Annotated in this window: 26 protein-coding genes; 14 read left to right on the top strand and 12 right to left on the bottom strand. The window is 68.4% G+C overall.

Translation table 11 applies throughout. The features are described 5' to 3' along the window. Positions 1-195: 195 nt before the first annotated feature. Together IH26_RS62460 and IH26_RS62455 are read left to right on the top strand one after the other, a co-directional pair. A complete protein-coding gene (locus tag IH26_RS62460; protein ID WP_063763914.1) occupies positions 196-381 on the top strand; it encodes an SRPBCC family protein in 186 nt (61 codons plus the stop codon). A 2-nt stretch (positions 382-383) separates the two neighbouring features. After that, positions 384-1,019 (top strand): SRPBCC family protein, encoded by a 636-nt coding sequence (locus tag IH26_RS62455; RefSeq protein ID WP_063763912.1) that lies wholly within the window; start codon positions 384-386, stop codon positions 1,017-1,019. A gap of 71 nt (positions 1,020-1,090) precedes the next feature. On the opposite strand, the gene IH26_RS59115 is transcribed toward IH26_RS62455, so the two are convergent. From IH26_RS59115 to IH26_RS0150005, 5 genes are all read right to left on the bottom strand, one after another. After that, on the bottom strand, positions 1,091-1,297 hold the full coding sequence (locus IH26_RS59115; RefSeq protein WP_084599829.1) for a hypothetical protein: 207 nt from the start codon (positions 1,295-1,297) through the stop codon (positions 1,091-1,093). 166 nt (positions 1,298-1,463) lie between these two features. Further along, positions 1,464-1,682 (bottom strand): hypothetical protein, encoded by a 219-nt coding sequence (locus IH26_RS62450; protein ID WP_211268917.1) that lies wholly within the window; start codon positions 1,680-1,682, stop codon positions 1,464-1,466. A gap of 192 nt (positions 1,683-1,874) precedes the next feature. Beyond that, positions 1,875-2,354, bottom strand: a complete 480-nt coding sequence (locus IH26_RS0150015) for a hypothetical protein (RefSeq protein WP_030443386.1) — start codon at positions 2,352-2,354, stop codon at positions 1,875-1,877. A 167-nt stretch (positions 2,355-2,521) separates the two neighbouring features. Beyond that, positions 2,522-3,139 carry a response regulator gene (locus IH26_RS0150010; protein ID WP_051809971.1) on the bottom strand — a complete coding sequence of 206 codons (618 nt, stop codon included), beginning with the start codon at positions 3,137-3,139 and terminating at the stop codon, positions 2,522-2,524. 35 nt (positions 3,140-3,174) lie between these two features. Then, positions 3,175-4,347, bottom strand: coding sequence for a sensor histidine kinase (locus tag IH26_RS0150005; RefSeq protein WP_030443384.1), 1,173 nt, complete (start codon positions 4,345-4,347; stop codon positions 3,175-3,177). Between the two features lie 120 nt (positions 4,348-4,467). On the opposite strand from IH26_RS0150005, the gene IH26_RS0150000 reads away from it, so the two are divergent. From IH26_RS0150000 to IH26_RS55000, 6 genes are all read left to right on the top strand, one after another. Next, positions 4,468-5,211: an ABC transporter ATP-binding protein gene (locus tag IH26_RS0150000; RefSeq protein WP_030443383.1), complete on the top strand. Its 744-nt coding sequence runs from the start codon at positions 4,468-4,470 to the stop codon at positions 5,209-5,211. 50 nt (positions 5,212-5,261) lie between these two features. Further along, positions 5,262-7,556, top strand: a complete 2,295-nt coding sequence (locus IH26_RS0149995; protein ID WP_169789942.1) for an FtsX-like permease family protein — start codon at positions 5,262-5,264, stop codon at positions 7,554-7,556. Positions 7,557-8,037: 481 nt separating this feature from the next. After that, positions 8,038-8,646: a DUF309 domain-containing protein gene (locus IH26_RS0149985; RefSeq protein WP_245666046.1), complete on the top strand. Its 609-nt coding sequence runs from the start codon at positions 8,038-8,040 to the stop codon at positions 8,644-8,646. Between the two features lie 420 nt (positions 8,647-9,066). After that, positions 9,067-9,450: an HPF/RaiA family ribosome-associated protein gene (locus IH26_RS0149975; protein WP_030443380.1), complete on the top strand. Its 384-nt coding sequence runs from the start codon at positions 9,067-9,069 to the stop codon at positions 9,448-9,450. Positions 9,451-9,476: 26 nt separating this feature from the next. Next, complete coding sequence (locus IH26_RS0149970) at positions 9,477-10,358, top strand: hypothetical protein (protein ID WP_030443379.1); 882 nt, start codon at positions 9,477-9,479, stop codon at positions 10,356-10,358. A 535-nt stretch (positions 10,359-10,893) separates the two neighbouring features. Further along, positions 10,894-11,700, top strand: coding sequence for a transposase family protein (locus IH26_RS55000; RefSeq protein WP_211268916.1), 807 nt, complete (start codon positions 10,894-10,896; stop codon positions 11,698-11,700). A 49-nt stretch (positions 11,701-11,749) separates the two neighbouring features. On the opposite strand, the gene IH26_RS54995 is transcribed toward IH26_RS55000, so the two are convergent. Continuing rightward, complete coding sequence (locus IH26_RS54995) at positions 11,750-12,436, bottom strand: IS5 family transposase (RefSeq protein WP_211268915.1); 687 nt, start codon at positions 12,434-12,436, stop codon at positions 11,750-11,752. A gap of 527 nt (positions 12,437-12,963) precedes the next feature. Between IH26_RS54995 and IH26_RS0149955 the strand changes: the two genes are divergently transcribed. Beyond that, entirely contained in the window at positions 12,964-13,473 is a 510-nt protein-coding gene (locus tag IH26_RS0149955; protein ID WP_030443378.1) for a GNAT family N-acetyltransferase, read from the top strand. Positions 13,474-13,960: 487 nt separating this feature from the next. Here the strand turns inward: IH26_RS0149955 and IH26_RS54990 are convergent, their stop codons facing one another. Continuing rightward, complete coding sequence (locus IH26_RS54990; protein ID WP_169789941.1) at positions 13,961-14,434, bottom strand: MarR family winged helix-turn-helix transcriptional regulator; 474 nt, start codon at positions 14,432-14,434, stop codon at positions 13,961-13,963. A 70-nt stretch (positions 14,435-14,504) separates the two neighbouring features. On the opposite strand from IH26_RS54990, the gene IH26_RS0149945 reads away from it, so the two are divergent. Further along, positions 14,505-14,972 (top strand): SRPBCC domain-containing protein, encoded by a 468-nt coding sequence (locus IH26_RS0149945; protein ID WP_169789940.1) that lies wholly within the window; start codon positions 14,505-14,507, stop codon positions 14,970-14,972. Between the two features lie 11 nt (positions 14,973-14,983). Next, positions 14,984-15,532 carry a nitroreductase/quinone reductase family protein gene (locus IH26_RS0149940; protein WP_063763910.1) on the top strand — a complete coding sequence of 183 codons (549 nt, stop codon included), beginning with the start codon at positions 14,984-14,986 and terminating at the stop codon, positions 15,530-15,532. 112 nt (positions 15,533-15,644) lie between these two features. On the opposite strand, the gene IH26_RS0149935 is transcribed toward IH26_RS0149940, so the two are convergent. Then, a complete protein-coding gene (locus IH26_RS0149935) occupies positions 15,645-16,565 on the bottom strand; it encodes a zinc-binding dehydrogenase (protein ID WP_084599828.1) in 921 nt (306 codons plus the stop codon). Between the two features lie 29 nt (positions 16,566-16,594). After that, on the bottom strand, positions 16,595-17,107 hold the full coding sequence (locus IH26_RS0149930) for a tetratricopeptide repeat protein (protein WP_030443373.1): 513 nt from the start codon (positions 17,105-17,107) through the stop codon (positions 16,595-16,597). 267 nt (positions 17,108-17,374) lie between these two features. Between IH26_RS0149930 and IH26_RS0149925 the strand changes: the two genes are divergently transcribed. The 3 genes from IH26_RS0149925 to IH26_RS0149915 all read left to right on the top strand — a co-directional run bounded on the left by IH26_RS0149925 (position 17,375) and on the right by IH26_RS0149915 (position 21,040). Beyond that, positions 17,375-19,345 carry a hypothetical protein gene (locus tag IH26_RS0149925; RefSeq protein WP_030443372.1) on the top strand — a complete coding sequence of 657 codons (1,971 nt, stop codon included), beginning with the start codon at positions 17,375-17,377 and terminating at the stop codon, positions 19,343-19,345. A gap of 76 nt (positions 19,346-19,421) precedes the next feature. Continuing rightward, the gene (locus IH26_RS0149920; RefSeq protein WP_030443371.1) at positions 19,422-20,027 is read left to right on the top strand and encodes an RNA polymerase sigma factor; all 606 of its coding nucleotides are present in this window, start codon (positions 19,422-19,424) and stop codon (positions 20,025-20,027) included. Further along, positions 20,027-21,040 carry a CU044_5270 family protein gene (locus tag IH26_RS0149915; protein WP_030443370.1) on the top strand — a complete coding sequence of 338 codons (1,014 nt, stop codon included), beginning with the start codon at positions 20,027-20,029 and terminating at the stop codon, positions 21,038-21,040. The genes IH26_RS0149920 and IH26_RS0149915 overlap by 1 nt, the downstream gene beginning before the upstream one ends. A gap of 543 nt (positions 21,041-21,583) precedes the next feature. Here IH26_RS0149915 and IH26_RS0149910 read toward each other — a convergent pair. The 3 genes from IH26_RS0149910 to ltrA form a co-directional block, all read right to left on the bottom strand. After that, positions 21,584-21,787, bottom strand: a complete 204-nt coding sequence (locus tag IH26_RS0149910) for a hypothetical protein (RefSeq protein WP_030443369.1) — start codon at positions 21,785-21,787, stop codon at positions 21,584-21,586. A gap of 62 nt (positions 21,788-21,849) precedes the next feature. Further along, positions 21,850-22,947 (bottom strand): integrase core domain-containing protein, encoded by a 1,098-nt coding sequence (locus IH26_RS0149905; protein WP_030443368.1) that lies wholly within the window; start codon positions 22,945-22,947, stop codon positions 21,850-21,852. A gap of 191 nt (positions 22,948-23,138) precedes the next feature. After that, positions 23,139-24,896, bottom strand: a complete 1,758-nt coding sequence (gene ltrA / locus IH26_RS0149900) for a group II intron reverse transcriptase/maturase (protein ID WP_030443367.1) — start codon at positions 24,894-24,896, stop codon at positions 23,139-23,141. Positions 24,897-25,589 lie beyond the last annotated feature (693 nt).

The raw sequence follows: 25,589 nt of genomic DNA, 5'->3' as shown, positions 1-25,589 counted from the left end.
ACGACCACCAGATCCTCGCGACGGCGATCACCCAGCACCTCGCCACGCTGCCACTCACCTGGTGAGGGCAACTCGTCGGCACGGAGAGCTATACCAGTGGAGGCATGACGGCTCTGCAGAAGGCTCTCGGGTTCCCCAAGGGTCAATGCGGCTTCCGATCCTGGAGCGCGCGGTTAAGCTGCCGACGTGCCTGCAGTGATTGAGATCGTGACGGTCATCAAGGCTGCCCTGGCGGTGGTCTTCGATCTGGAACTCGACGTAGATGTTCATGCCGCTTCACTGGCCGGCAGCCAGGAAAGCGCGACGACGAGCACCGGCCGGCGTCGGCTCGTGCTCGGCGACGAGGTCACCTTCCACGCCCGTCATCTGGGCCTGCACTGAGCATGGTCAGCCGGATCACCCTCCTTGACCGTCCGCGTCTGTTCGTGGACGAGCAGACCCGTGGTCCTTTCCGCCTATTGCGTCATGAGCATCTGTTCCGCGACCTTCAGGATGCCGGGACGCAAATGACGGATCGTATGACGGTCAGCGCGCCTCTCGGGCCGTTGGGGGCGGTGGTGACCCGGCTTCTGCTCGCCCCGTACCTACGACGTCTGCTCAAGCAGCGCGCTGCTCACATCGAACGCAGGGCGAGGCGCACGCGAATCGGGCCTGACGATGCCTCACCGACCTGGGACGCGGGCTCATGCCGCAGTCCCTTGCGGTCAACCGAGTTCCGCTTTCAGCCGGTCGGCCCAGTCCTCGTGCGCAAGGTCGGCCCACACCAGAATGTCGCGCCAGTCACCCTGGGCGATCCCGACGGCGTGAAGGAATCGCTGACTGTTTCCATCAGCAACGAGAACTACGGCCGCTTGAATACGCTCGGTGCCTTCAGGGGTGTCTCCCGGCTCTTCGCGGATAGCTTCGGCAAGCAGGCCGAGAACAGGTTCAACCTCGTCTGGCGCGAAGCGTCGGGAAACGTACGCCCGGAGACGGTCGCTGATCATACAAGCCAGCATGCCCACGCCAGGCAACCATGATCTGGAAGGCGATCATCTCGCGGCCGGTTGGCCAGTCGCTCTTCTGCCGGTGACGTCGCGCGGCTGGGTCCTCACGCGAGGTGCTCGCAGTAAGGGCTGCATTTCCGACCGAGCGAATGGCCGAGGTCTACGAGGAAGCGGCCAACCCGCTCGGCCTCCTCGCGAGTCGGCGGAGTAATCGGCGCACCTGCAGCGATGTGTTCTCCGGCCTCGTACAACGCGGCGTACAGGTCCTCGGCAGTCGCCCGATCCAATCGCAAAGTGATGTCACCGTCCACACGCCGACCTTACTGTCATGCCGCGATGATGTGCTGGCTGCGGAACGCAGACGTTGCGGTGGGCGAGCACGCCCGGATGCGCGCCCCGGTGTCTACCCCGCCTGAATTGACAGTCTCACGTCGACAGCGGTGGCGGACCGTGTCAGGGCTGATCGCGAGGGATGGCCTACCGTTTGCGGCGTCGGGCCTCCAGATTCGGGACGTGCGCTCCGTTGTCGCCGGCTTCCTTCTCCAGTACCAGAACGTTGATCACCGATGCGTAGAGTGCGAGACGTCCTTCGAGCTCGGTGCAGTGCGCGAGCAGTTGGGCGTGCGTCTTCTTCAGCTTGTCCAGCTCGCTCAGTTCATGGGCGAACGCCGCCGGGGTGCTGTTGACGGCCTTCACTCAGGGCTTGGAACAGTTCTTTGAGGTCGACGTGTTGGTGGGTCAGGTGCCAGCGTTCCACTCCGGCCTCCACGGCCAGTTGGGACACGCTCATGCGTCCGGTTGAACGCAGAGGTGTGCCGTCCAGTAGCCGGTCCATCGCCGCGAGGATCTTCCTGCGGACCGGGTCCTTTTCGGCCGGGTTCGGTCGGGTCATCGCTGGTCCTGCGCTTTCCGTTCGTGGGCTTCGATGATCGATTCCAGGCGTTCGAGCTGGTTGCGCTCCCGCTGGTGCCGGATCGGCGGGGCGAGGGTGTCGGCGACGATCTCGGCGTACTTGTCGCGGCTGCGCTGTATCTGGAGTAGCTCGCGGTCGGTGCGGGCGAGGTTCGGGCAGTGGGGGCGGCAGTCGTCGATGTCCGGGGTGACCATGGGGTCGTCGATGGTGCCGCGTAGCTGGCAGGCGGCGGTCATCGGGTCCAGCACGCAGGTCATCCCGTCGCCGTGGAAGATCTGCAACAGCGGGTTGCCGGTTAGGTCGCGGGCTTGCTTGCCGCTCTTCAGGACGTGGCCGGCGAAGCGCCGATTCGCTCCGGCGACCCGCTGGCGGTAGGCCTCGGCGGCTGGGCCGCTGACGGTCTCCCCGGCTTGCAGCTCCCGTTCGTCCTCGGCGAGCCCTTGCAGCCTCGCCAAGAAGTCCTCGTAGGCGTACTCGTCGGGGAACCCCGAGTCGTAGTCACCTGATGGTGGAGTCGGCTATTGGAACTGTCTGAATAGCCGGGCACGTACCGCGAGATCGAACTTCACCGCATCGTGCTGAGAGCCGGCCGTTGTTTTGGTTGACCGTGTTGCTGGTCGCGTTAGTGGTGGTCCATGATTCGGTTCTCCCAGGCCCAGGCGGCGATTTCGACGCGGTTGCGGGCGTGGAGTTTGTGCTGGATGCGGGTGATATGGGTTTTGACGGTGCTCAGGGAGATGAATAGCTCGGCTGCGATTTCGTGGTTGGTGCGGCCTTTGGCGATGTTGCGGGCGATGTCGCGTTCTCGTTGTGAGAGTTGGTTTGCCGCTGTGGCAGTGGGGTGGCGGTTGGCGGTGAGGTGTTGGAGGAGCCGGACGGTGACTGATGGTGAGATGAGGGCGTCTCCGGCGCTGGCGGCGTGGACGGCTTCGATGAGCAGCGCGGGTCCGGCGTCTTTGAGGAGGAACCCGACGGCACCGGCGTGCAGGGCGCCGTAGACATACTCGTCGGTGTCGTAGGTGGTGACGATCACGACTCGCAGCGGGTCGGGCACGTCGGGGCCGGCGAGGGCGCGGGTGACCGCGATGCCGTCCAGGCCGGGCATTCGGATGTCGACCAGGCATACGTCTGGGCGTATTTGCTGTGCCAGGGCCACGGCCCGGGTGCCGTCGGAGGCCTCGGCGGCCACGGTGATGTCGGGTTGGCTGTCCAGGATGAGCCGGAAGCCGCTGCGGACCATGGCCTGATCGTCGGCCAGCAGGACCCGCAGCGGGCTCACGGCTTGCCCTCGGCGGGGACGGGGAGGCTGGCATGGACCGTCCACCCGGCGGCGGGCCGTGGGCCGGCGTGGAGGTTCCCACCGAGGGCCTCGACGCGTTCGCGCATTCCGACGAGGCCGTAGCCGCTGTCGTGGCGGGCGTCCCGGCGGTTTGGGGTGTGTGCGGGGGCGTCGTCGGTGATCTCGACCTTGACCTGCTGAGGGTCGTGGGCGATGGTCACGGTGACGGATCGGGCGGCGGGGGCGTGGCGGATGATGTTCGTCAGCGCTTCCTGGACGACCCGGTACACGGTGATCGTCACCTGCGGCGGCCAGTGGGGGGCTGGTGCGCCGGTCGGTAGGCGCAGGTCGACGGCTGGGCCGTGTTGGGCGAAGCGGTCGATGAGGTGGCTGATCGGCTCGGGTACCGGTGAGGCGCTGGGTGTGTCGTCCGGGCTGCGGAGCAGGCCAACCAGTTGGCGGATGGCGGTCAGCGTGTCCCGTCCGGTGGTCTCGATGCTGGCCAGCGCGGATAGCAGCGGTTTGGTGTCCTGGCCGCCGGTGAATCCGGCGGCCTGAGCCTGGACGACGATGCCGGTAACGTGGTGTGCGACGACGTCGTGCAGTTCCCTGGCCAGTTCGAGGCGTTCCTCGCGCCGGACCGCCTGGCGGGTGTGCTGACGGCGGACGTCGAGGTAGCGGAACCAGACGCCGATCGCGAGCGCTGCGGCCCATGCGGTGGCTCCGGCCATGGCGTGCACGGCCCGGTTGTCGAAGAAGCCGCGGTCACCGACGGTCTCACTGACGGCTATCACCGCGATGCCGGCGATGCCGATGAGGACGGCGGGGCGTGGTGCCATCGTCCGCGCGACGGCGGCACCGAGTACTAGCTGGCCCAGAAGCCCGCCGCCGAATAGCGGGTCAAGAGGGATGCCACCGAGCGCGCCTATCGCTGCGGCCACCGCGATCAGAACGAGACCGGCCACCGCAACCCCGGCGCGATGGCGTCCACGCAACAGGGCCGTCACGCACAACGCGATACCGACCCCGAGGCCGAACGGCCAGTGCGGATTCCTGCCGGCGATGACCACCGCGGTGACGGCGACCACCGCGGCCATCACCAGACCGAGCGCCAGCTTGCCGCCGGTCCCGGTCCCGATTCGCCGGATCAGGCGCTCCAACACGTCCATACGCCCAGGCTATGGCGGCTTCTCGCCGCGTATGTCGGTCGAAAGTACGAATCCGATCTCGTGCGAAACGGACTTGCGGCCGACAGCCAGGGCGGCCGCTGTTGGGCAACAGTCGATCTCATGACGCAACAGGTTGTGGCTGGAGAGGTCATCCGGTTCGACGGCGTGACCAAGGCCTACCAGACCGGCGCCCCGCCCGCGCTGACCGAGGTCAACATGGCTGTCACCGGGGGCGAGGCGGTGGCCGTGATGGGTCCGTCGGGCAGTGGGAAGTCCACGCTGCTGAACCTCCTCACCGGGCTGGACCGGCCCAGCGCCGGCACGGTCACGGTAGCTGGGCGGCGTATCGACGCCCTCAGCGAGGGGGCGCTGGCACGTTTTCGCGCCCGGCACGTCGGAATCATCTTCCAGTTCTTCAATTTGCTGGATGACCTGACTGTGCGGGACAACGTGCTGCTGCCGGCCCAGCTTGCCGGGGCATCGCGGCGGCGGGCGCGGGAGCGGGCCGAGGAACTGCTGGAGCGGATGGGTATCCAGCAATACCGCGACACCTATCCAGCGCGGCTGTCCGGTGGGCAACGCCAGCGGGTGGCGATCGCGCGGGCGCTGGTGAACTCCCCGGAACTGCTGGTGGCCGACGAGCCGACCGGTGCGTTGGACACTGCCACCGGACAGCAGATCACCGCTGTGCTGCGCGAACTCAGCGACAGGGGGCAGACGCTGGTCCTGGTCACCCACGACCCGGCGATGGCCCAACGACTAGCTACCCGCACCGTACAGATCGTGGACGGTCGGATGGTCGGGGCGGGTGCGGCCGTCCCAGCGCCGGCCCGGGCGACCGGCCGGGCCGGAGGCGACGCATGAGCTGGCTGGCAGCGATCCGTACCGCCACCGGCGGGATCCGGCGACACACGGTGCAGGCGGTGGTGCTCGGCACAGTGTTGCTGATCTCCACCGCGTCGGCACTGCTCGGCCTCACGCTGCTGGCGGCCAGCAACGCGCCGTTTCAGCACGCCTTCGAGGCCCGGCACGGCGCGGACCTGACCGTCACGGTGAACACGACACACGCCACTGCGAACCAACTCGCGGCTACTCGCACGCTGCCTGGGGTCACTGGGGCGGCCGGGCCGTTCACCGAGGCGACCGTGCAGGTGTCGTTCGACGGCCACTCGCTCGGCCCGCGGGTGCTCGCCGGGCGGGCCTCGCCTGGCGGCCCGGTTGATGATGTCGTGCTCTCCGAAGGGCACTGGCCGGACGGCCCAGGCCAGTTGGTGCTGGACGCCGGGCCGGGCGGCGGTCCTGACTATCCCGGGCTGGGCGACACCGTCACCGTCAGCGGCACCGAAGCAACCTCGACCCTCGTCGTCACCGGATTCGCCATCTCCATCACGAAGACCGCCGACGGCTGGGTGACCCCAGCCGAGGCAACGCGCCTACCCGTGGCGGGCACGGTGGCCAGCGCGCAGTTGCTTTACCGCTTCGCCACCGCCGCCACCGATGACCAGGTCCACGCTGACGCCACAGAAATCGCTCGGGCACTGCCCGCCGGAGCCGTGGTCGGCACCAGCTCGTGGCTGGCTCGCGAGCAAGCGGCGGCCGGTAACGCGGCGCTTGTGCAGCCGTTCGTCGTCGGGTTCGCGCTGCTCGGGTTGGCGATGTCGGTCCTCGTCACCGGCAACATGGTGGCCGGTGCGGTCGTCGCGCAGTACCACCGCATCGGCATACTCAAAAGCGTCGGTCTGAGCCCGGCCCAGGTCGCGGTCGTGTACCTCAGCCGGATCGGCTGGCCGTCCCTGGCCGGCAGCCTGGCTGGGGTGCTGGCGGGCAACCTGCTGGCCGTGCCGGTGCTGCACGATTCCTCCGGCATCTACGGCATCGGCCGCCAGCAGGTGCCGTGGTGGGTCTCACTCGCCGCGCTCGCCGGGATGCTCGTGCTGACGGTGCTGGCTGCGGCAGGGCCGGCGCTAGGCGCTGGCCGGCTGTCGGCGGTGCAAGCGATCGCGGCCGGCCGTGCTCCGACGGTCGGCCGCGGCTACGCTGCGCACCGGCTGGCCGCTCGGCTACGCCTACCGCGTCCGGTCGGTATCGGACTGGCCGCACCGTTCGCCCGGCCCGCCAGAACCCTGGTCACGCTGGCCTCGATCACCGTCGGCGCAACTGCGGTGATCTTCGCGGTCGGGCTGAACTTGGCGCTGAGCCGGGTTGAACAGAGCCAGACCCTCTCCGCGACCGCCCCGGTGCGGGTCCAGAAAACCGATCCGCGCGCCGTGCCCAGCGCCGCCCAGAACGCGGCGGTGACGGCCGCGCTCGACGCCCAACCCGGCACGCTGCGGGACGTGGCGGTGTATGGCGGACCTCAGACGGTCACCGTGCCGGGTATGTCCAAGGCGGTCACCGCGCACGTGTTCGGCGGTAACGCCTCCTGGCTCGGCTACGCCCTGATCAATGGCCGGTGGTACGGCAGCCCCGGGGAGGTGGACGCCAACACCGCGTTCCTGGCTGACAGCGGGCTGGTCGTCGGTGACACCACCACCGTCGACCTGGTCGGCACCGGGACCGCCCCAACCACCGTCCGGATCGTCGGAGAGGTGTTCGACCCGTCCAACAACCCTTCGATGTTCACCGGCTCCCAAACACTGCCCGGCCTCACCACACCCGCGAACCTGGAGGGGTACGACATCGCACTGCGCCCCGGCACCGACACCACCGCCTACCTACGATCGGTGAACCAGGCGCTGGGCGGTCACGGCCCCTGGCTGGCAGGCCCGCCACAGGCCAACCGGTTCTTCGAGACCGCCACCGCCCTAGTGGACCTGCTCGCCCTTATGGTCGCCGTCGCCGCAGGGCTGGGCGTGCTCAACACGGTACTGATGACCACCCGGGACAAGGTCCACGACCTCGGCATCTTCAAAGCCCTCGGGATGCGCCCTGGTCAGCTGCTGACCATGGTGGTCTGCCAGGTCGCCGGCCCGGCGATCGTGGCCGCCGCAATCGCCGCACCCGCCGCGGTCGCCCTGACCACCGCCACCGTCCAAGCCATGGGCGATGCTGCCCGCACCGCCGTCCCCACCAGCTTCAGCCATGTTCTCTCACCCGCCACCCTCGCGTTGCTGTCCTTGGCCCCCCTCGCCATCGCGGCCGCCGGGGCCCTTCTGCCAGCCAGTTGGGCAGCCCACGTCCGCCCAGCCACAGCTCTACGCGCCGAATGACGGGCGCCCGCCAACGCCCAGCTTCTCCAAAGCAACGGCGGTCTCGGGTAGTGAAACGCATAGACATCGTTCATGGGCGCTTCCGGCTGGCGACGTCGGCGGCGTCGGCGCCCCAGTCTCCGAAACGGCACCGAGGTCCAGGGCGACGACACGCACGACAGTTCGCGCACAGAGCATGGCGATCAGCACCGGGCTGAGCTCACGAGTCCGCAGGCCTCGGTCGAGGAACGGGGATGCGGCCCGGGCTGGTGCCTACGATCGCTGCCGCATGGGGCGCCATGCCGACGCGTGACGGCAAGGTGGTGTGGGCCATGCTCATTGACCACCCGATCGACGTGCCTCGCGAACGGTGACGTGGGGTGTGGGTTGGGCCAGGCGCGGGCGGCGGGCTATCCGGTCCGGGTTCCTCCCAATTCGTGGCCTGCCCAGTGACGCCGCCACCATAAGCAGGGTCCTGTCCACGATCACCGGGCCGATCGTCGTGGTCGGCCTCTGCTACGGCGGCGCCGCCATCACCAACGCCGCCACCGGCGACCCCCATGACCACAAGCTGCTGCCGAGGCGGCACTATGGGGTCATGATGTCCCGTACGCCGGCTGCTTCGGATGACGACCGCGTCCCCCGGGATCGCGATGCTGCTGGCCGGGCACGCAACGCCCGCCCGCGTGACGGGCTGGGCCGTCCGTTACCGCGAGGCATGGTGGGCGTACCGACAACGCCGGAAGACAGCGTGCTTTCTCCTGCGGAAGCGCTCCGCGAAGCGGAGCGTCTGCTGGCCGCCGGTCGTCCGTTCCACGCTCACGAAGTCCTCGAAGGCGCGTGGAAAGCGTGCGGCGACGATACGCGCGAGCTCTGGAAGGGCCTCGCTCAGCTGGCGGTCGGCGTCACCCACGTCCGGAGGGGCAACCGCCGCGGAGCGGTCCGGTTGCTCACGCGAGCCGCCGACCGCATCGAACCGTACGCCGCCGCTGGCCCCTATGGTGTCGCGGCAGGGGCCCTGACGGCGTGGTCCCGCGCCTTGGCCGCGCGGATCGAGCTGGACGACGGTGGGGTTGCTGAGGAAGAGCTGGCACCGCGTCTGCTCGGATGACCGGCGGCGAACAATTGCACCAACCACGCACTGGACAGTTCTCGTCACCGGTGGCAGTGACGAGTCCCGTTCCCACTGTGTCGCGACGGCATCGGCGCTACCGAAGGCGCCCAGTTCACCTCGGGACCGGCACGGTACTCGGATGGCCCACGTGCGTTCCGGGAAGGGCCGCTTGAGCTCGCCCACGATCGTCAGCATCGCGAAGGCCAAGTCGACACCATGGTCGGCTGGTAGCGGTCGGGCTTGGGCTCCATCTGGTCGGGATCCTGGCCGGGCTCGGCGTGGGCGACGAGGTGCTCGCCGTGGTATGCGACGTGTTGGCGGTCTCGGGCGAGACGTCGTCGACTGAGGATTGTTTCCGGTCCTGGGTGGCGGGAAAGACCAGAGCGAGGGCGATTATGCCGATCTTGAGGAGATAAGATGACTGCCGTGGCCAACCCCGCAACCGTCGGTGAGTGCCTCCGCGTCGGTGCGGGATTCTCGCAAGGGGATCTGAACTGGATCGCCAAGCAGTTTGCCACCCTTGATGGCCGCCTCGCCTCGTTCCACGCCGACACCACCGAGATTGAGGTGTCGGTGAAGGATCGCGTGGCGAAGGGCCAGAAGGTCACGCTGGAGTGCTGGATCGCCGGCCGGCAGAAGATCGTCACGACCTCCTCCGAGGAGGACTTGCACGACGCGCTCAACGACGTCCGCGACGACCTGCGCCGGCGCCTGAACGACTCGAAGAACCGGCAGGAGCCGCGACACAACCGCCACCTGCGCGAGCACACCGAGCCGGAGTCCACCGACCTGGCGGAGTGAGTCTCCCGGCGCGGACATTGCTGGACATGTTGCGGGCCTGCGAGGTGGACGAGGAACTCGCTCATCGCATCGGCGGGGACCTGTTGCAGCGAGCCGAGGCGTCGGCCGTGTTGCCGCAGCGCGAGCAGGACGTGCTGATCGCCCCGTTCGTCGAGGAGGTGTTCGACCACAAGCCGGTCGATTCGTCGCTGGACGTGCGGCCAAGGTCAACCTCGTCGTGCGTAACAGTCTGCTCGAGCGGGCGCATCACGACGGTCCGCTGCGCGACGGCATCGTCACGATCACCGAGTACGCTGCCGGCCCGCTGTCTCATTTCCCTGCCCTCCCGCCGCCGCCAGCCGATCAGCTACCACGGCCCGAACCCGTTCGCCGGGCTGGCCGGGCGGTACCCGCGCGCCTGGGCATGCCTGGACGCGTTAACGGACACCTTCTCCGGCGGCGGCCGCGGCGCGCTGCGGTTGCCGGCCGCGCCGATGCCCGAGCTGCCCGGAGGAGAGGAGGTTGTCGCTGCGGCTGCGGGCGACGATGGCCGGACTGTGTTCAGCGCGATCGATCCGCGTTTCGACCGGGTCCTGCTCGACCTGCTGGAGCAAGCCGCCGCGGAAGAGGTGCTTCTGTGCACGTCGGCGTTGAGCCGCTACTCGCGTAACAGCGAGAAGCTGCATCGGATCTTGGAGTTCCTGCTCGCGCACGACGCAACCATCCTGACCACCAACTATCTGATCGGGCCGAAGGATGTCTGGGGCCGCCGAGGTGACCTCGTCAAGCCGGACAGCCAGCGGCCCTACGCAGGTGCCCTCGATCCCCGCGGTTTGACCGGCACCCACCGGAAGATCGCCGAGAGCGCAGCACGGCGTGCGCTGACGAGCCGCCCGTCAACCCAACCGGTGGGCGTCGCGTCGGCTTGAACACCGGCAACCAGCGGGTCAACGGAGGAAGCCGAGCTCCTCCAGGCTAAATTTGGAACGGCGTGTTGCCGGGTGTGACGAGCGGGTGGGTGCCTCCGAAGACTTGGGTGAATGCCCAGGCGACGTCCGGCACACCGTACGGCGCGATGTATGTCGCCGTGGTTCCGAATCTGCTTACGACCTGGGGATCAATTGAGGTGTGTTGATGTGACCGGCGTGTCTGCTTGATCGAGACAGCGAAGGGGCCGCACGGTCTCTGATTTGTGACGATCAAGAAGGCCCGTGCGGCCCTGTCCCATTCTGTCTTCACCGGCATCTCCCGCAACCACCTCGACCGACTCGTTACCGAACTGGCAGAACCCTTCCACGCCGCCAGAGAGGGACGGCTGCACCACCGACGCGGTGACCGCGACCGGCACCGCTGGCCCGGCGCCGGCCATCCCGAGACCCTGACCCTGCGCGACCGGCTCCTCCTCACCCTGGCCTGGCTCCGCCTGGCCCTACCTCACACCAAGCCCTCGGCCTGCTCTACGGCGTGGACCGCTCGACCGTGTCCAAGGCGATCCGCCAGATCCGGCCGCTACTGGCCAACCGCGGCTTCGACACCCCATCCGGGCAACGTCTGCACACCCTCGCCGACGTCCTGGCCTACGCCGCCGCCGAAGGCGTCACCATTCGCCTCGACGGCACCGAAATCCAGGTCCGCCGCCCCCAACCCAACCGACCCGGCAGGCGAGCATTCGTGTCCGGCAAGAAGAAACAGAACACCATCAAAGCCACCATCGCCTCCGACGCCCACGGCCGACCGCTATGGGCCGGGGCCATCCGCCCCGGCCGCCAACACGACCAAACCGCCGTGCGTACCGAAGGCATCGACGACCTACTCGACAACTACCCCAAGGTGCGGCTCCTGGTCGACGCCGGCTACCGCGGCCTCGCCAAAAACCACCCCGGACAGGTCACCGCCCCACCACTGAAACCCAAGAAGGACACCCCATCCGACGAGATCGCCGCGTACGAGGCGGCCCGCCAAGCCCAGTCCTCGCAACGCATCCCGGCCGAACACGCCATCGCCAAAATCAAATGGTGGCGCACCCTGCAACGCTTCACCGGCCGTCGTGACGTCCTACCCAAACCATCCCCGCCGTTACAGGCCTGGCCAGCGACCGTGCCGCCGTCCAATGAACCCACCACAACACACACGTCAATTGAGCCCCAGGTCGTTAGTCGGTGTCCGGCGAATGCCGCGGCTGCCGTACTAGTAAATAAGGGCTCAGGTATGTCGGTGAAGGGCAGGCGGCGGGTCACGAAGATGATCATGACCACTGAGCCCTTTGGGTAGTGGTGGGTGCACGATAAGTAGTCGGTCCGGTCGGTTGGTCAGAGCCTGTCTAATAACCGCGTCTGGCGGCCGTCGTAAGGGCTGATGATGTCCGGCTGGGAACGTGATGACGGGCGAGCCGGCGGGTCATGACGATGACCATGGCCCACTGGACCATGGCGGCGTGATGTTCTGATCGTCGCTCGTAGTCATGGACGGTTCGCCGGCAGCGATTGATCCACGAAAAAGTCCGTTCGACCACCCACCTGCGGGGCAGGATCTTGAACCCGATCTGCCCGGCCAGCTTGGCGAGCACCTGCACCACCAGCCCCAAAGTGGCACCGTAGGTGACCGGGCCGCCGCCGTAGGCGCCGTCGACCCAGACCAGGCGGACCCGCCGGAAGCAGGTGGCCAGTGCCCAGAGCAGGGCCCGGCCGCCGTCGCGGTCCTGCACGCTGGCCGCGCTGACCAGCACGGCCAGCAACAGCCCACACGTATCAACCGCTATATGCCTTTTCGTGCCATTCAGTTTCTTGCCGCCGTCGTACCCACGCCGTGACTTCGCCACCGTTTCCGCGGCCCGCACCGTCTGCGAGTCCAGGATCGCCGCGGACGGCTCGGCCTGCCGCCCTTCGGCCAGCCGGAGCCGCTCCCGTAACCCGTTGTGCATCCGGTTCAGCGTTCCGTCACGATCCCACTTCCGAAGTAGTGGTAGACCGTCCACCATGGCGGGAAGTCGACCGGCAATGCCCGCCATACCCCACCGCTGTGATCCACACGTAGCGGATCGCATCCACAATGTCACGCCGCGGATAGAGGACTGTCCGGCCACCACGACCGGCGACCGTGCCACCGACCGGGATGTACGGGGCGAGGATCTCCCACTCGGCGTCCGAGGTGTCCGACGGGTACCGGCGCGGACGATCCGTCGGCAGATGATCACTCGAAGTGATAGTCGGGGTGGTAGCTGCGCCCTGGCCGGCGACAAGGTAGAAAGACACTGTTGGGCCTTCGTCGTACGCGGTGGTTTCGTCACCAGTCCTCGTACCGAAGGCCCTTCCTCATGTCAGCACGACACGCCCATCGCTACACATCGATGACCAAGGCCACGCTCATCCGGTCGAACACGTATTCAACAGGCTCTCAGTACACGCGGTTGCGGGATGATCGTGCGGATGCCGCCGCAGCGCAGATGCGCGCGATGGCTTTGGACGAATACGCCTTGTCCAGGTCCACCTGACCGTCTGGATCATCGCGTGCCGGTTGGCGGTAGCCTCGGCCCTCATGAGTTGGCTGCCTGACGACTTCGTCCACCCCATCTACGTGCCCGTGCCTGACACCGCGCTTCACCTGCGGCCGATCCGGGAGGCGGACACCGCGCTCGACTACCCCGCCGTGATGGGATCCCGGGAGCGCTTGTGGGAGATCTTCGGCCCGGCCTGGTCTTGGCCCAGGGAGACGATGACCTATGAAGAAGACCGCATCGACTTGCTGCGGCACGAGAAAGAGATAGCCGCGCACCAGTCGTTCAACTACGCGCTGCTGGACGAGGAGGAGACGGTGATCCTCGGCTGCGTCTACATCGACCCACCCGAGCGGGCCGACTCCGACGGGGAAGTCTCCTGGTGGGTGGTGGACGATCTCGTGGACGGCGAGGTGGAGCGCGCGCTCGACGCGCTCGTGCCGCAATGGATCGCCGCCGACTGGCCCTTCCAGCAGCCTCGCTATCTGGGCCGCGACATTACCTGGCAGGACTGGCTCGCGCTGCCGCGCGCTGGTTCTGCGCACGAGTAGCAGCAGTCCCGTTTGAGCGGGAGTCTGGGTCCTGGTGTCTTCCTGCGGGTTTGAATGACCCTGAGATTGAGACCCACTCTGGTCGTGGATGCTTGGTGTCATCGCCGGGCTCCTTGGCCCGAAGACCGCGTCGATGGTGGCGCGGGCGACCAGGGCCACGGGACGGATCTGCGGATAGCCGCTGGTCTGGGTGTATTGCTGTGTTTTGCCGTGGCCGGGTATGGCTGGCGGATTGTCGGGCACGTCCAGCTGGCTGACGTCGATCGCGACGATCTGCGGACCGGCCCGACAAGGGCCGGCGGCGCCGGTCACAGTCGGCGAAGACCCTGTCAGCTGCAGGGCGGCGGCCGGATGTGGAAGCGGCGCCGTGTCGTGTCCGTCGGCGGCAACATCCTTGCGAGGCCGAAAGGGTCTGCGGCATGTCGATGACCGGCCGGGATGTGACTGTCGACGCGGCACAAGCCGGGCTGCTGCGGCTGTCTTTCCACTACCCGTCGCCGCCGGTCCTGATTCGGTCGTCGAGCTTGGCCAGGAGTTGGATCAAGGCCTGCAGGTCCGAGCGGTCGAGTGGGGTGAGCGGTCCGATGTCGTGGACGAGGTTGTGCCAGAACTGGTTGCGCAGGCGTTCGCCCTCGGCAGTCAGGACGACGGCCTTGACGCGGCGGTCGTCGGGGTGGGTTTGGCGTTCGAGGACGCCACGTCCGGCGAGCCGGTCGACGAGAGTGGTGAGGTTCGAGGCGTCGTAGTCCAGCTGCTGGGCGAGCTTGCGCATCGGGGTCGCCTCGCCGACGGCGAGGCGGAGCAAGGCCTTGGCTTGAACACCGGTCAGCCCGAGGGCGGCGGCGTGCGCCGCCCAGTGCTGACGCAGTCGTTCCGCGACGGCGAGCAGTCGCAGGTCGGCATCGAGCACCAGGGCGAGGTGCGGATCGCGCGGTGCGGGCATGTCTCGGTAGGTAGCCATCGCCCGGATTCTACGTGCAATATAGTGGTGGTGTACCACTACTAAATGCGAGGTGGGCGGGGGAATGGACATGTCCGATGTGCAGAAGACGATCACCGTGCCGGCGCCGGTGAAGCAGGCTTTCGCGATCTTCGTGCAGCGGCCCGGCGAGTGGCTGCCACCCGAACACGCGTTCATCCGGGGCGAATCGGCGGTAGTGATCGAGCCGCGGCTCGGCGGACGCTTCTATGAGCGCGGCGCGGAAGGCAGTGTGGCGGTTCGCGGCACCGTGCTTGTCTGGGAACCGCCGCACCGGTTGACGGTGACGTGGCGGGTGGGCCCGGGGTGGCGACCAGTGCCCGATGACGAGCGCGCCAGTCGCATCGTCATCGAGTTCGTCCCGGCCGGCGCGGCGGCAACCGAGGTCACGTTCGCCTACCGGGAACTGCACCGACACGGCGCCATGGCCGAGCAGATCCACGCCGCACTGTTGGTTCCCGGCCCCGGCGAGAGCCTGCGCCGATACGCCGACGTGGTGGCCCGGCACACGGCCGGCTGAGGGCGGCAGCTGTGCCTATCAACGCATCGGGCGACCCTAACCAGCGGATCGTCGACAGCTTCCGGGCGAGCGGCGGCACGGTAGACGGCATTTTCACCGGGATGCCGCTGCTGCTTCTCACCGCGACCGGTGCCCGCAGCGGCCGGCGGCGCACCGTGCCGCTCACCTACCTGGCCGATGGCGCGTCCTGGGTCGTCGCCGCGGCTGCGGCCGGCACGACCAGGAACCCGGCTTGGTACCACAATGTGCTCGCCCGCCCGGCTGTGACCGTCGAGGTCGGAGACCGGATCCTGGACGCGATCGCCCGGATCGCCACCGGCACCGAACGTGAGCGGCTGTTTGGCCGTTTCGCCGCCGCGTACCCACAGCTCGCCTCCTACCAGGTCAGGACCACACGCCTGATCCCGATGGTCGTGCTCAGTCCAGCTCCACCGCACAGCCGGGTGACGCCGCAAGCTGGACAGGCCGGGGTCGTTCCTCTGGGCAGGTGCAGCCGGCCACAGGTCGCACTTGGGCCAGATCCGCGCCTCGCCGGAACCGTTCGCCGTCACTCAACGTAGTAGGCAAGAGTCAGATGGCCGTCAGCTCGTTCGTCGACCCGCGAATACTTCTTGCAGTGTCGATAGCTGTTCTGCAACCGGCGCCCGCGTGACCGCGACCGGCCCTCGCCGGCTATGCGGGCGGCTGGTTGCCGGCAATGTCGAAGATCGCCTTGCCGTTGAGTCGCCGACCGTGCAGCGCGTCGGCCGCGTCGGCGTACCGTTCCAGGGGTCCGCGCCAGCCGATCTCCACCGGCAGGTCGCCCGACTGCACGAGGCCGATCAGGTCGGCCAGGTCGGTTGTCGCTGGGCCCTCGTTGACGAAGGAGGTCAGTGACTTCGGCGGCCCGATCGTGGCGTACGGCGGGAAGACCGCCGGCTCGCCTGATGTCCAGCCGATGCTTTGCAGGTTGCCGCCGGGTGCGAGCAGGTGCCAGGCTGCGACCAGTTGCGGGCCGCCGACGTTGTCGAGTACCACGTCGACGGGTACCTCGATGCCGTCTATGCCGACCACCACCTCGTCGGCGCCCAGCTCGGTCAGTCCCGCCCCACGCTCGGGTCGGCCCACCGACGCGATGACGTGCGCGCCGGCGATCGCGGCCAGGCGCACCGCGAACCGGCCCACCCCGCCGGACGCACCGGTGATCAACACGCGCCGGCCGAGGACGGCGCCGCTCGCGCGCAGCGCCCGCAACGCCGCGAGACCGGCCACGGGCAGCGCCGCCGCCTGGGCGAGTTCCACCGCGTCCGGGACGACGGCCAACGTGCCCGGGTCGACGACGACCTGTTCCGCGAACGCGCCCGGGGCCAGTGCCACCACCCGGGTACCGGGCGGCAGACCGGCGGCCCTCGAGGGCAGCACGATGCCGGCCAGGTCCGAGCCGAGCACCGCTCCCGGCGGTACCCGTTGCGAGCGGGCGTCGTTGAGGTCGCCGTAGTTCAGTCCCGCGTGGCGTACCTGGACCAGCACCTGATCGCCAACGGGCACCGGCTCGGCCAGCTCCGCGAGACGCACCGCCTCGGGCGCGGACGGGTCAACTACGAGCGCACGCATTCCGGCGATCCCCTCCTTCTCGGCCTCACTCAGCGGGCTTCGATCAGCAGCCGCGCGTAGTTGGCCATCGAGCGCTGGTACCTGGGCAGGTGCGGGGCCAGCGCGGCGACCGCGACGGACACGGCCTCACGTTCGCGGCCGGCGTCGGCCAGGCACAGGGCCAGTACCGCGCTGACCGCGTCGGCCAGACCGCGGGTCTGCTCGTCCAGGGTGCCCGCATCGACGTTCCGCTCGGCCTCCAGTACCGCAATGGCGGGGCCGACTTGTCCCAGGTTGCGCAGCGAGCTGCACATCTGGACCACCGCCCGGCGCCGCCGGTACCCGGTCAGCCCGTGGTCGAGCGCCCACCGATACAACGGCACGGCGCGGTCCGAGTGTCCGGTCGAGTCCCACGCCGAGGCGCGTTCGAACGCGGCGACCGGATCACCCTCGGGCAACTCGGCCGCGAGGTCGTCGATCACCGCCCGGAAGTCGCCCTCTCGCGCCTCGTAGCTGTCGATCGACGCCCACGCCGCGGCGACTCGCTGCTCCCACTCCTCCATGCCGGAAGGCTTCCAGAGCGGCCACCCCGGTACCCGCCGGCCTTCTACCGGGAGACCCTGGTCACAGGCCGGGTTCCCAGGCGCGGATACCGCGGTGCAGCTCACCGGGGACCTGCGGGGCCGGATCCTCGATGGCGCGAATCGGTGCTGGGCTTTCCTTCGGTGGCAAGAGGTCCGGCTCGATCGGGCGCGTGCACGTCGGGTCCCCGCCGCGAACACTGTTTGCGGCCGCGGGAAAGAACGGACATGACAACATGGAGACCGGCGGTGGCCATGATAGTCGTCGCTACCCTGCTGACCACGGGGATCCGCTGGACGGGCCAGAGCCACGCCGCGACGTTGGCACCGACGCCGGGGAAGACGTCCCGGTCGGTGACGCTGCTGACTGGTGACCGGGTCACTCTCGGGAACAGAAACCGCGTCGAGGTGGACCGCGCGCCCGGCCGGGCGGGGACGACGTTCCTGACCCGGTGGGATCACGGCTCGTTGCAGGTGGTGCCGGCCGACGCGACGCCGCTGCTGGCAGATGGCCGGCTCGATCCGCGGCTGTTCGACGTCAGTCGCCTGCTGAGCGCGGGCGACGACCCGCAGCTCGTGGTGGGGGAAAAGACCGAGACGGTACGGCCGGAAGCCCGCGCGGGCTTTTGGAACGATCTCGTTGGTGGCCGGGAACGCAACGTCCGGCTGGCCGGGGCGGCGGATCCCCTCGGGTCGACCGCCGGCACGGTGGCGGTGACAGTCCGGCTGATCGGCAGGGACGGGCAGCCGGCCACCTTGAACCAGGGGTATCTGGCTGGTCTGGACGTGAGCGCTGGCGGGTCGATCTTCAACGCCCCGGGCGAGATCACTGTCCAGGTGCCGCGCGGTACCTACCAGCTGAGCGGTTTCCTGCCGACCAGGGCCGGTGACTGGGCGCACGGCACCATGCTGGTCCAGCCGCGGCTGGCGGTGACCGGCCCGACAACCGTCGTGCTGGATGCGCGGCTGGGCCGGCCGGTGTCACTCGGGGTGCCGCAGCCGGGTGCGGTAGCGGTGAGCGCAGGCGTGGGCTACAGCGACACCGCCGCCGACGGTTCTCCGGCCGGCGGGGAGCTGATCGCCGACCACCCGGACGGCCTGTACACCGCGCAGATCGGTGGCGCAGCGAACGCCTCGGGGTTCGCCTCGGAAATCTCGGCAGCATTCCGGGCGAGCGTCGACGGTGACAGCCCGTACGCCTACCACCTGGCCTACTACCGCCGCGGCGCGATGTGGACCGGCATCCGAAGACACCCGACGCACGCCGAACTCGCCACTGTCCGCACCACCGAGGCGCAGACCGTTGCCGGCTCGACCGGATACGCGTCCGCGTACTATTCCCTGGCCGGCGTGCCGTGGGGAATGAGCTGGCCACAGCCTGGAGCCTCCGGCGAGCTGCCCCGAACCGCGACCGAGTATTTCAACGCCGACGGTGGGGTGCTCTGGCAACTCAACGTCAACGAGGTGACCGGAGGCACGGACAATCAAGTCGGGCTGCAGTCGTACTCGGCACCGGAGCAGACCTACCTGCCCGGCAAGAGCTACCGGACGGACTGGAACCGGGCGCCGATCGGCCCCGGTCTACCTCCGCGACCCAAGCCGCAGCTGTGGCTGATCCGTACCGGTGACCAGATTCTGGCCATGCCGTCCTGGTTGAACGACGCGGCCGGGCACGACGGACGCGGCGACCCCTTCGCCACGGATTTCGCGATCACCCTCAACGACGACAGCCGGGCCGGCTCCGACAGCCAGACCTTCACGGTCCCGGCGGGCAAGGACCGATACCGGCTGGAGATCAGCGCCGACCGGCGCACGCCAGCCGAGCTGTCCACCCACGTCGACACAGTCTGGACGTTCCTCTCCGCGCACGTCGACGGGGATCAGCCCCAGCCGCTGCCGCTGAAGGCGATACGGTTCACGCCGCCGGTGGACGACCACAACGCCGCCACGGCGGGGCGCGACCTCGCCATACCCGTGGTGGTGACGCCGCAACCCGGCGCAAGGACGGAACCAGTCACGACCCTGGCCGTGCAGGTCTCCTACGACGACGGCCGAACCTGGACCGATGCCCCGGTACGGCGCACCGCGACCGGCGCGATCGCGGTGCTGCACCAGCCGGCGACGCCCGGGTTCGTGTCGCTGCGGGCCGTCGCCGCCGACGGCTCGGGCAACTCCGTGACGCAGACGATCGTGCGAGCTTACCGACTGGTGGCCCGATGAGCGTCCACGAACACTCCTGCGCCCAACGGCGAATGACCGGTGACAACACACCGCGACACGAGCTCGGGAGGTGCGGATGACCGTGATTGCCAAGATTTCGGACAGGACGGCGGGGAGATCGGACGCCGAAGTGATCGGCCGGGCGCTACGGCACCCGGACGAGTTCGCCGCCCTGTTCGACCGGCATCACCGGAAAATCTACGCCTACGCCGGCCGCCGGCTGGGCGCCGAGGCAGCCGACGACGTGGCCGCCGAAACGTTCCTGGTCGCCTTCGACCGCCGGAACACCTACGACCGCAGCCGCCCGGATGCCACACCGTGGCTGTACGGCATCGCCGCCAACCTCATCGCCCGCCACGCCCGTGCCGAAGCGCGGCACCTGCGGGCCCTGGCCCGCACCGGCGAAGCCCACATCATCGACTGGGACGGCGACGCGGTCGCCGGCCGGCTCGACGCGGCGGCCGCTGGCAAGCGGATGGCCGCGGCCCTGGCCGACCTGCCCCCCGGCGAACGCGAGGTGCTGCTACTGGTCGCGTGGGCCGGCCTCAGCTGCCAGGACACCGCGACCGCGCTCGCCATCCCCGCCGGCACCGCCCGGTCGCGCCTGCACCGGGCCCGCGGCCAGATGCGGGCCGCCCTGAACCTGCCCTATCCGACCCTCGACAATGAGGTGCACGACTGATGGACGACCTCGACCTGCTCCGCACACTCGCCGGAGCCGACCCGGCACCCTCCCCGGACGGCCAGGCCCACGCCCGCGCCGCTCTGCTCAACCGCATCTCGGCGACCGTGTCCGCCGAGGGGGAACCCAGCGCGCGCCGCCGGAAGGGACGGCTCGGCTGGCGGATAGCGATCCCCGCGGTCGCGGCGGCCGTCGCCGTCGCCGGCATCCTGATGGCCGAGAACGCCGGCCCGGTCGGCAACGACGGCCGGGTCCACTCGGTGGTGTCCGGGGTGGGCGCCCACCCGGCGAACGCGGCCGAGGCAGTCGGCTACGCCGCTGACGCGGCCGCCCGAAAGCCGTACCGCCCGCCGCGGGCCGACCAGTGGCTCTACCTCGAGAATCGGTCGACCGTCGGCACCGGGCCCGGCGGCCTAGTCATCGGCGGGCCATACCACACCGTGACCAACCAGACCTGGACCCGGGTCGACGGGAAGCAGGCCGTCACCTACCAGAACGGCAAGCGGTTGCAAGGGACGGCGTTGCCACCGGGTACCCGCGACGGTGGCAGCCCATTGAAGTGGGCGCAGCTGGCCGCGCTCCCGGCGAACCCCGATGCCGTGCTGGCCTGGATCCGCACGCAGACGCACCGTACTGGCACCGGCGAGGCGGCGGACCAGGCCGCCTACGAACAGATCAGCAGCGTGCTGAGCCACTACCTGCTCCCGCCGGCCGTCGAGGCGGCTTTCTTCCGCGCGCTGAGCGAGCTACCCGGCGTCACACTCGTGCCCGGCACCGTGGACGTCGACGGCCACCAGGCCATCGCGGTCGCCCGCGTCGCGGAAGGCTGGCTACGCCAGGAAATCCTCCTCGACCCGAAGACCTACACCCTGATCGGCGTACGGTCCGTCGCCGTCGCCGACCACACCAGCACCGCCCTCGACGGCAACTGGACAATCCGGAAGGGCACCGTACAGCGCTACGAGGTCCGGGTGACCGCCGCGATCGTCGACCAACCCAGCCAGCCGCACTAGCATCCCTTGTCCGCAGGTCCCCGGCGCGTCATGCGCCGGGGACCCCAGCGGGTTTGAGGAAGCCCCGACGACCGAGCCCAGCGGCCGAGTCACGACGAAGGCCGCCCAGAACAGCAGCTTGTGTGACATGCGGGTCCAGCGGTACGCGGCGGCCAGCACGGCGAGTAGGGCGGTGAACAGCAACGCACCGCCGGTGTGCTGCAGCTGATCGTGGCGGCGGTCCAGTCACCCAGCGTCCTGGGCGTCTTCCATCAGAAGACGTGTTGTGCACGAGGCGCGGTGGGCGGAGGGTGTAGCCGGTCGTCGGCGATTAGCGACGTTCGAGGGTTTGACTCAAACAGTTGACCAGCAGCAGCCCCTGGCGGCAATGCAATTCGTGACGGAGATTCGCTATGACCAGGCCACGCTAGGCAAACTGAAATGGTTCTCCGAGAGCGCGCCGCAGGGTTTGACGCCCGTTGGAGTGCCCGTTTGCCGTCGACAATGCCGGTGCGTCGCCGTCGGTCGGGCAGGGCCGCCAGTTCCGATATATTCACTTCCGGATCACGTCGAGGTCGCACGGCGCAGGTCGTCGTCGCGAGTAACCCGCTCGAGATCACCGTCTACCAGCAGATCCTCGCCGTGTTCCACACCGGAGGCAACGCGATGCGGGCCAAGGACGTCTGCCACGCCCTCGGTATGGGTGTCGAGCCCAAAGACACCGAAGGCGTCCGCGCCAAACTGAAACGCCTGGTCAAACGCCGGCAACTAGCCGAAACCGAACCCGGACTCTTCGCCCTTGTACCTGCCGAGAATGTCATCCGTGCTGGTCAAGCAGCATGCTCGTACTCGTGGAGGATGCCGCCGAGTCGGTCACGTCGACGGATGGCGAGTCGGTTGAGCTGGTCCGGGTCGGTGATGGGTTCGGGTAGCGCTGCCTGTGGCCGGGCGTTGGCGATGCCTTGATGTGGGCGGTGTTCGTTGTAGAAGGTTTCGTACTCGCGTAGCGCGTGCAGCAGGTGCCGCTGGTTGAGGACCAAAGTTCGGTCGAGTAGTTCACGGCGGCAGGTCCGGACCCAGCGTTCCATGAGCGCGTTCATTCGGGGCATCCGGACGCCGGTGTGCACCGCGGTGATGCCGGCGTCGGCCAGGATCGTGTCGAACATCGGCGGGTACTTGCCGTCCCGGTCACGGAGCAGGTATTTCACTCGGCAGCCGGTGTCTTCGAGGTCCATGACCAGGTTCCGGGCAGTCTGGGTCACCCAGGCCGCGGTCGGATGCGCGGTCGCGCCGAGGATCCGGATCCGGCGGCTGGCGTGTTCGATGATCGCGAGAACGTACAGGCGGGTGCCGGCCAAGGTGATCGTCTCGAGGAAGTCGACGGCCAGGATCGCCTCGGCCTGCGAACGCAGGAACTGCGCCCAGGTCGTGGTCGCACGCTGAGGGGCCGGATCGATTCCCTCCGCGTGCAGGATCTCCCAAACCGTGGACGCGGCGACCTTCACCCCGAGAACGAGGAGTTCGCCGTGCACGCGCCGGTATCCCCAGGACGGGTTCTCCGCTACGAGGCGCAGCACCAGTGCACGGATCGAGCGGACGGTGGGCGGTCGGCCCCGGCGGCGGGGCCGGGACCTGGCTGCGTGGCGGCGGGCGTGCAGGTCGCGATGCCAGCGCAGCACCGTGTCCGGGCGGACCAGCAGCCGCAGATTCTTCAACGCCGGCCTGGACAGCGTGTTGAGCAGGGCGGCGAGCCAGGCCCGGTCGGCCGGCTCGAACCGGACCCGTTGCCCACCGAGTTGGCGCTGCAGCACAGCAAGTTGATGCCGCAGGGCCAGGATCTCGGTGTCCTTGTCGCGGTCGCTGCCCGGCAGCAGCCGTAGCAACGCGAACGCGTTCGTGATACCCAGATAGGCCAGGCGCAGCAGCATGAGTCGGCAGCATCGCGTGGCAGCCGAGAGCCAGGGTCAACGGGCTACCGACGCCCTGGGGGAGTCAAGATCGTCCCCACCGCCAGAAAGTCCCCTGACCAGCACGGACGCAATTGTCGGCAGGTACACCCCTCAGAACCGTACGTGCCACTCGTAGCGGCATACGGCTCAAGCAAGCCCCGAGGGACGTGTTAGGCGTAGAGAGGTGCTGGGTCCGTGCTTGCGCCGGTTGCTCGGCGCTGGCAGTGCGAGTGAACCAGGCGGGTGCCGTCCGGTGTGGCCTTGTCCGGGTGGGCGGTCACGTGGTGCTTGGTGATCGCTTTGCGGGTGATCCGATGCCATTGTTCCCATTCGGTAGGGCTGCGTGGCTCGTGGTCGGCGTGCAGGAGAAGGTCCTGGCAGAGAGCGCAGCGGCCGTTCTGCTTGGCGAGCAGGATCAGGACGCTGCGGTCGAGCAGGGCGGGGTTTTTCCCGCGTCGCCGGGCCCAGTAGTCGGCCTGGGTGGGGTCGTCCGGGGACGCCGCGCCGAGGACGAGACTGTGCCGGACGATCTTGGTCCAGCCGAGCGGGGGTAGCCAGGCGCCGCTGTCGCGGTTGCCGAAGATCCACCGGTCGTTGCTGGCGGGGTTGAACCGGCCGTAGTAGCGGGAGATGATCCAGCCCTTCGGCTTGTTCTGGTGGCTGTGGCAGGCCCATTTGTAGGTGAGTTGCCACAGGTAGTGGTCCAGGGCCGCGAAGGTCCTGGACGCTGCTGCGCCTCGGTAGTAGTTCGCCCATCCCCGCACGATCGGGTTGATCTTCGCGAGGACGGCCGCCGCGTTGGAGCCGCGCAGGGCTCGTATCTCGGTGGCGAGGCGGTGTTTGACCCGCTTGATAGCGGCCTTGCTCGGCCTGGTGATCAGTTTGCCGGCGTGCCGGCGGATCGTGAACCCGAGGAAGTCGAACCCGTCCTCCAAGGTCACGATCCGCGTTTTGGCCTCGTTGAACGACAGGCCCCGTGGGGCCAGCCACGCGGCCATGCGCGCTTTGACCTGTTCGGTCTGCTGCCGGGTGTGGCAGAGGGCGACCATGTCGTCGGCGTAAACCACCAGGGCTGGGCTGCCGCGTTTCGTGCGAGCCTGATCGCTCGCTTCGTAGCGGACTCCGGCCGCTTCCTCCAGCCCATGCAGCGCGACATTCAATAATAGGGGTGAAATGACCCCGCCTTGAGGGGTTCCCTCATCGGTCGGCGCGAACCCCGTGTCCTTGTCGAACACGCCTGCCTTCAGCCATCCCCGAATCATTTCCCTGCCGGGGAACGTGCCGAGTTTGTCGAGGAGGTAGGAGTGGTCGATCCGGTCGAATGCGGCGCTCAGGTCCGCGTCGAGTATCCATCGGCGCTGCGGGTTTTTCCCGCAGCCCATGACATGGATGACGGCGATCGCGTCCTGGCAGCTTCGACCCGGCCGGAACCCATATGTTCGGGGCGCGAACCGGGCCTCCCATTCGGGTTCCAATGCGTTACGGCAGCGCGCCTGGTGGACGCGGTCAGCAATGACGGGAATTCCGAGCGGTCTGCGTTTTCCATTGGCTTTCGGTATGAACACTCGGCGGACCGGTAAGGGCTGGAAAGATCCTGCTGTGCGGTGCACCAGCACGGCCAGATCCATCCGGGCTCGGGAGGTCAAAGCGACTTGCCCGTCCACCCCCGCGGTCGCGCGTCCAGCGTTGCGCTGCGTCACCTGCCGCACGCTGAGCAGCGTGTTCGACCAGCTCCGCAGCATCATCTTCTGCAAGTTCCTGACCATGGCCAGGTCCTGCGCCTTCGACGCCTTGAAGATCCTGCCCCGTAGCCGCCGTACGTTCTCCTCGTGCACAGGCCACACGATCGCGTCCCAGCCGAGGGTTTCGCCCTCCGGTCCGTTCGCTCCGGCAGCCGCCATCGCAACATCGAAAGCAAAGGCTGTCATCGCGTCTAACTTGCCCTTCGGTTCCGGCGTTTCTGGCACATTCTTTTCAAAGGCTCACCCGCCACACGTCAGCCTGCTTTCGCAGCCGGGCACCAGGCCCGGTATCCGGCCAGTTATACGGAACCCACCGGTGGGAGATACCGGTATCCCTGGTTCGCTTTCCTGTTGCCTTTCGGCTACCGGCGTTCGCTTCTTGGGCGTCCTGTTCCCGCCACGGGATTCCGCCTCCCTCACGGTTGGCCTACCACCACAGTCGATCGTGATGGACCTGACGGGGTTTCCACGTTCCACACGCATGAGATACGACCGGGTCGGGTGCCAGCTTCACCCCGGGAGCGGCGGTGTCCACACGACCGTAGATCCGTCCTCGATCGCCGCCTGCCGATTCTCAACGGCCCGCTCCTCATCATCCCCACCACCACAATCCGACCTGGGGAGTTGCCGTAACGAGGCATCACCACTGATTCACTAACGTTCACCCTTTCGGTCTTCCCCTCACCTGTGACCCCCGGTCGGAACGGGCGTCCTTGGGCTTTCCCCTGGGCTTCGCACCCGGCAATTACTCGCCGCGCACGCCAGGTGTTGACCGACGGTCTGGATGAGGACGACGGCGTCATTCGCCGTGATGATGTGGTGTTTGCATGAAGAGGCCCCGCCGGCGTAGCCGGCGGGGCCCGGTCGTCGTGTTGTCGT

The organism is Actinoplanes subtropicus (assembly GCF_000721705.1).
Classification (GTDB): domain Bacteria; phylum Actinomycetota; class Actinomycetes; order Mycobacteriales; family Micromonosporaceae; genus Actinoplanes; species Actinoplanes subtropicus.
This window is presented reverse-complemented; position numbering and strand designations above follow the sequence as displayed.

Bases quoted from the DNA above. Each gene is read 5' to 3' on its own strand.
- IH26_RS62455 (WP_063763912.1), top strand. From the start codon at position 384: ATGGTCAGCCGGATCACCCTCCTTGACCGTCCGCGTCTGTTCGTGGAC.
- IH26_RS0150010 (WP_051809971.1), bottom strand. From the start codon at position 3,139: ATGGTCCGCAGCGGCTTCCGGCTCATCCTGGACAGCCAACCCGACATC.
- IH26_RS0150005 (WP_030443384.1), bottom strand. From the start codon at position 4,347: ATGGACGTGTTGGAGCGCCTGATCCGGCGAATCGGGACCGGGACCGGC.
- IH26_RS0150000 (WP_030443383.1), top strand. From the start codon at position 4,468: ATGACGCAACAGGTTGTGGCTGGAGAGGTCATCCGGTTCGACGGCGTG.
- IH26_RS0149975 (WP_030443380.1), top strand. From the start codon at position 9,067: ATGACTGCCGTGGCCAACCCCGCAACCGTCGGTGAGTGCCTCCGCGTC.
- IH26_RS0149970 (WP_030443379.1), top strand. From the start codon at position 9,477: ATGTTGCGGGCCTGCGAGGTGGACGAGGAACTCGCTCATCGCATCGGC.
- IH26_RS54995 (WP_211268915.1), bottom strand. From the start codon at position 12,436: ATGGCGGGCATTGCCGGTCGACTTCCCGCCATGGTGGACGGTCTACCA.
- IH26_RS0149955 (WP_030443378.1), top strand. From the start codon at position 12,964: ATGAGTTGGCTGCCTGACGACTTCGTCCACCCCATCTACGTGCCCGTG.
- IH26_RS54990 (WP_169789941.1), bottom strand. From the start codon at position 14,434: ATGGCTACCTACCGAGACATGCCCGCACCGCGCGATCCGCACCTCGCC.
- IH26_RS0149945 (WP_169789940.1), top strand. From the start codon at position 14,505: ATGTCCGATGTGCAGAAGACGATCACCGTGCCGGCGCCGGTGAAGCAG.
- IH26_RS0149935 (WP_084599828.1), bottom strand. From the start codon at position 16,565: ATGCGTGCGCTCGTAGTTGACCCGTCCGCGCCCGAGGCGGTGCGTCTC.
- IH26_RS0149930 (WP_030443373.1), bottom strand. From the start codon at position 17,107: ATGGAGGAGTGGGAGCAGCGAGTCGCCGCGGCGTGGGCGTCGATCGAC.
- IH26_RS0149920 (WP_030443371.1), top strand. From the start codon at position 19,422: ATGACCGTGATTGCCAAGATTTCGGACAGGACGGCGGGGAGATCGGAC.
- IH26_RS0149915 (WP_030443370.1), top strand. From the start codon at position 20,027: ATGGACGACCTCGACCTGCTCCGCACACTCGCCGGAGCCGACCCGGCA.
- IH26_RS0149905 (WP_030443368.1), bottom strand. From the start codon at position 22,947: ATGCTGCTGCGCCTGGCCTATCTGGGTATCACGAACGCGTTCGCGTTG.
- ltrA (WP_030443367.1), bottom strand. From the start codon at position 24,896: ATGACAGCCTTTGCTTTCGATGTTGCGATGGCGGCTGCCGGAGCGAAC.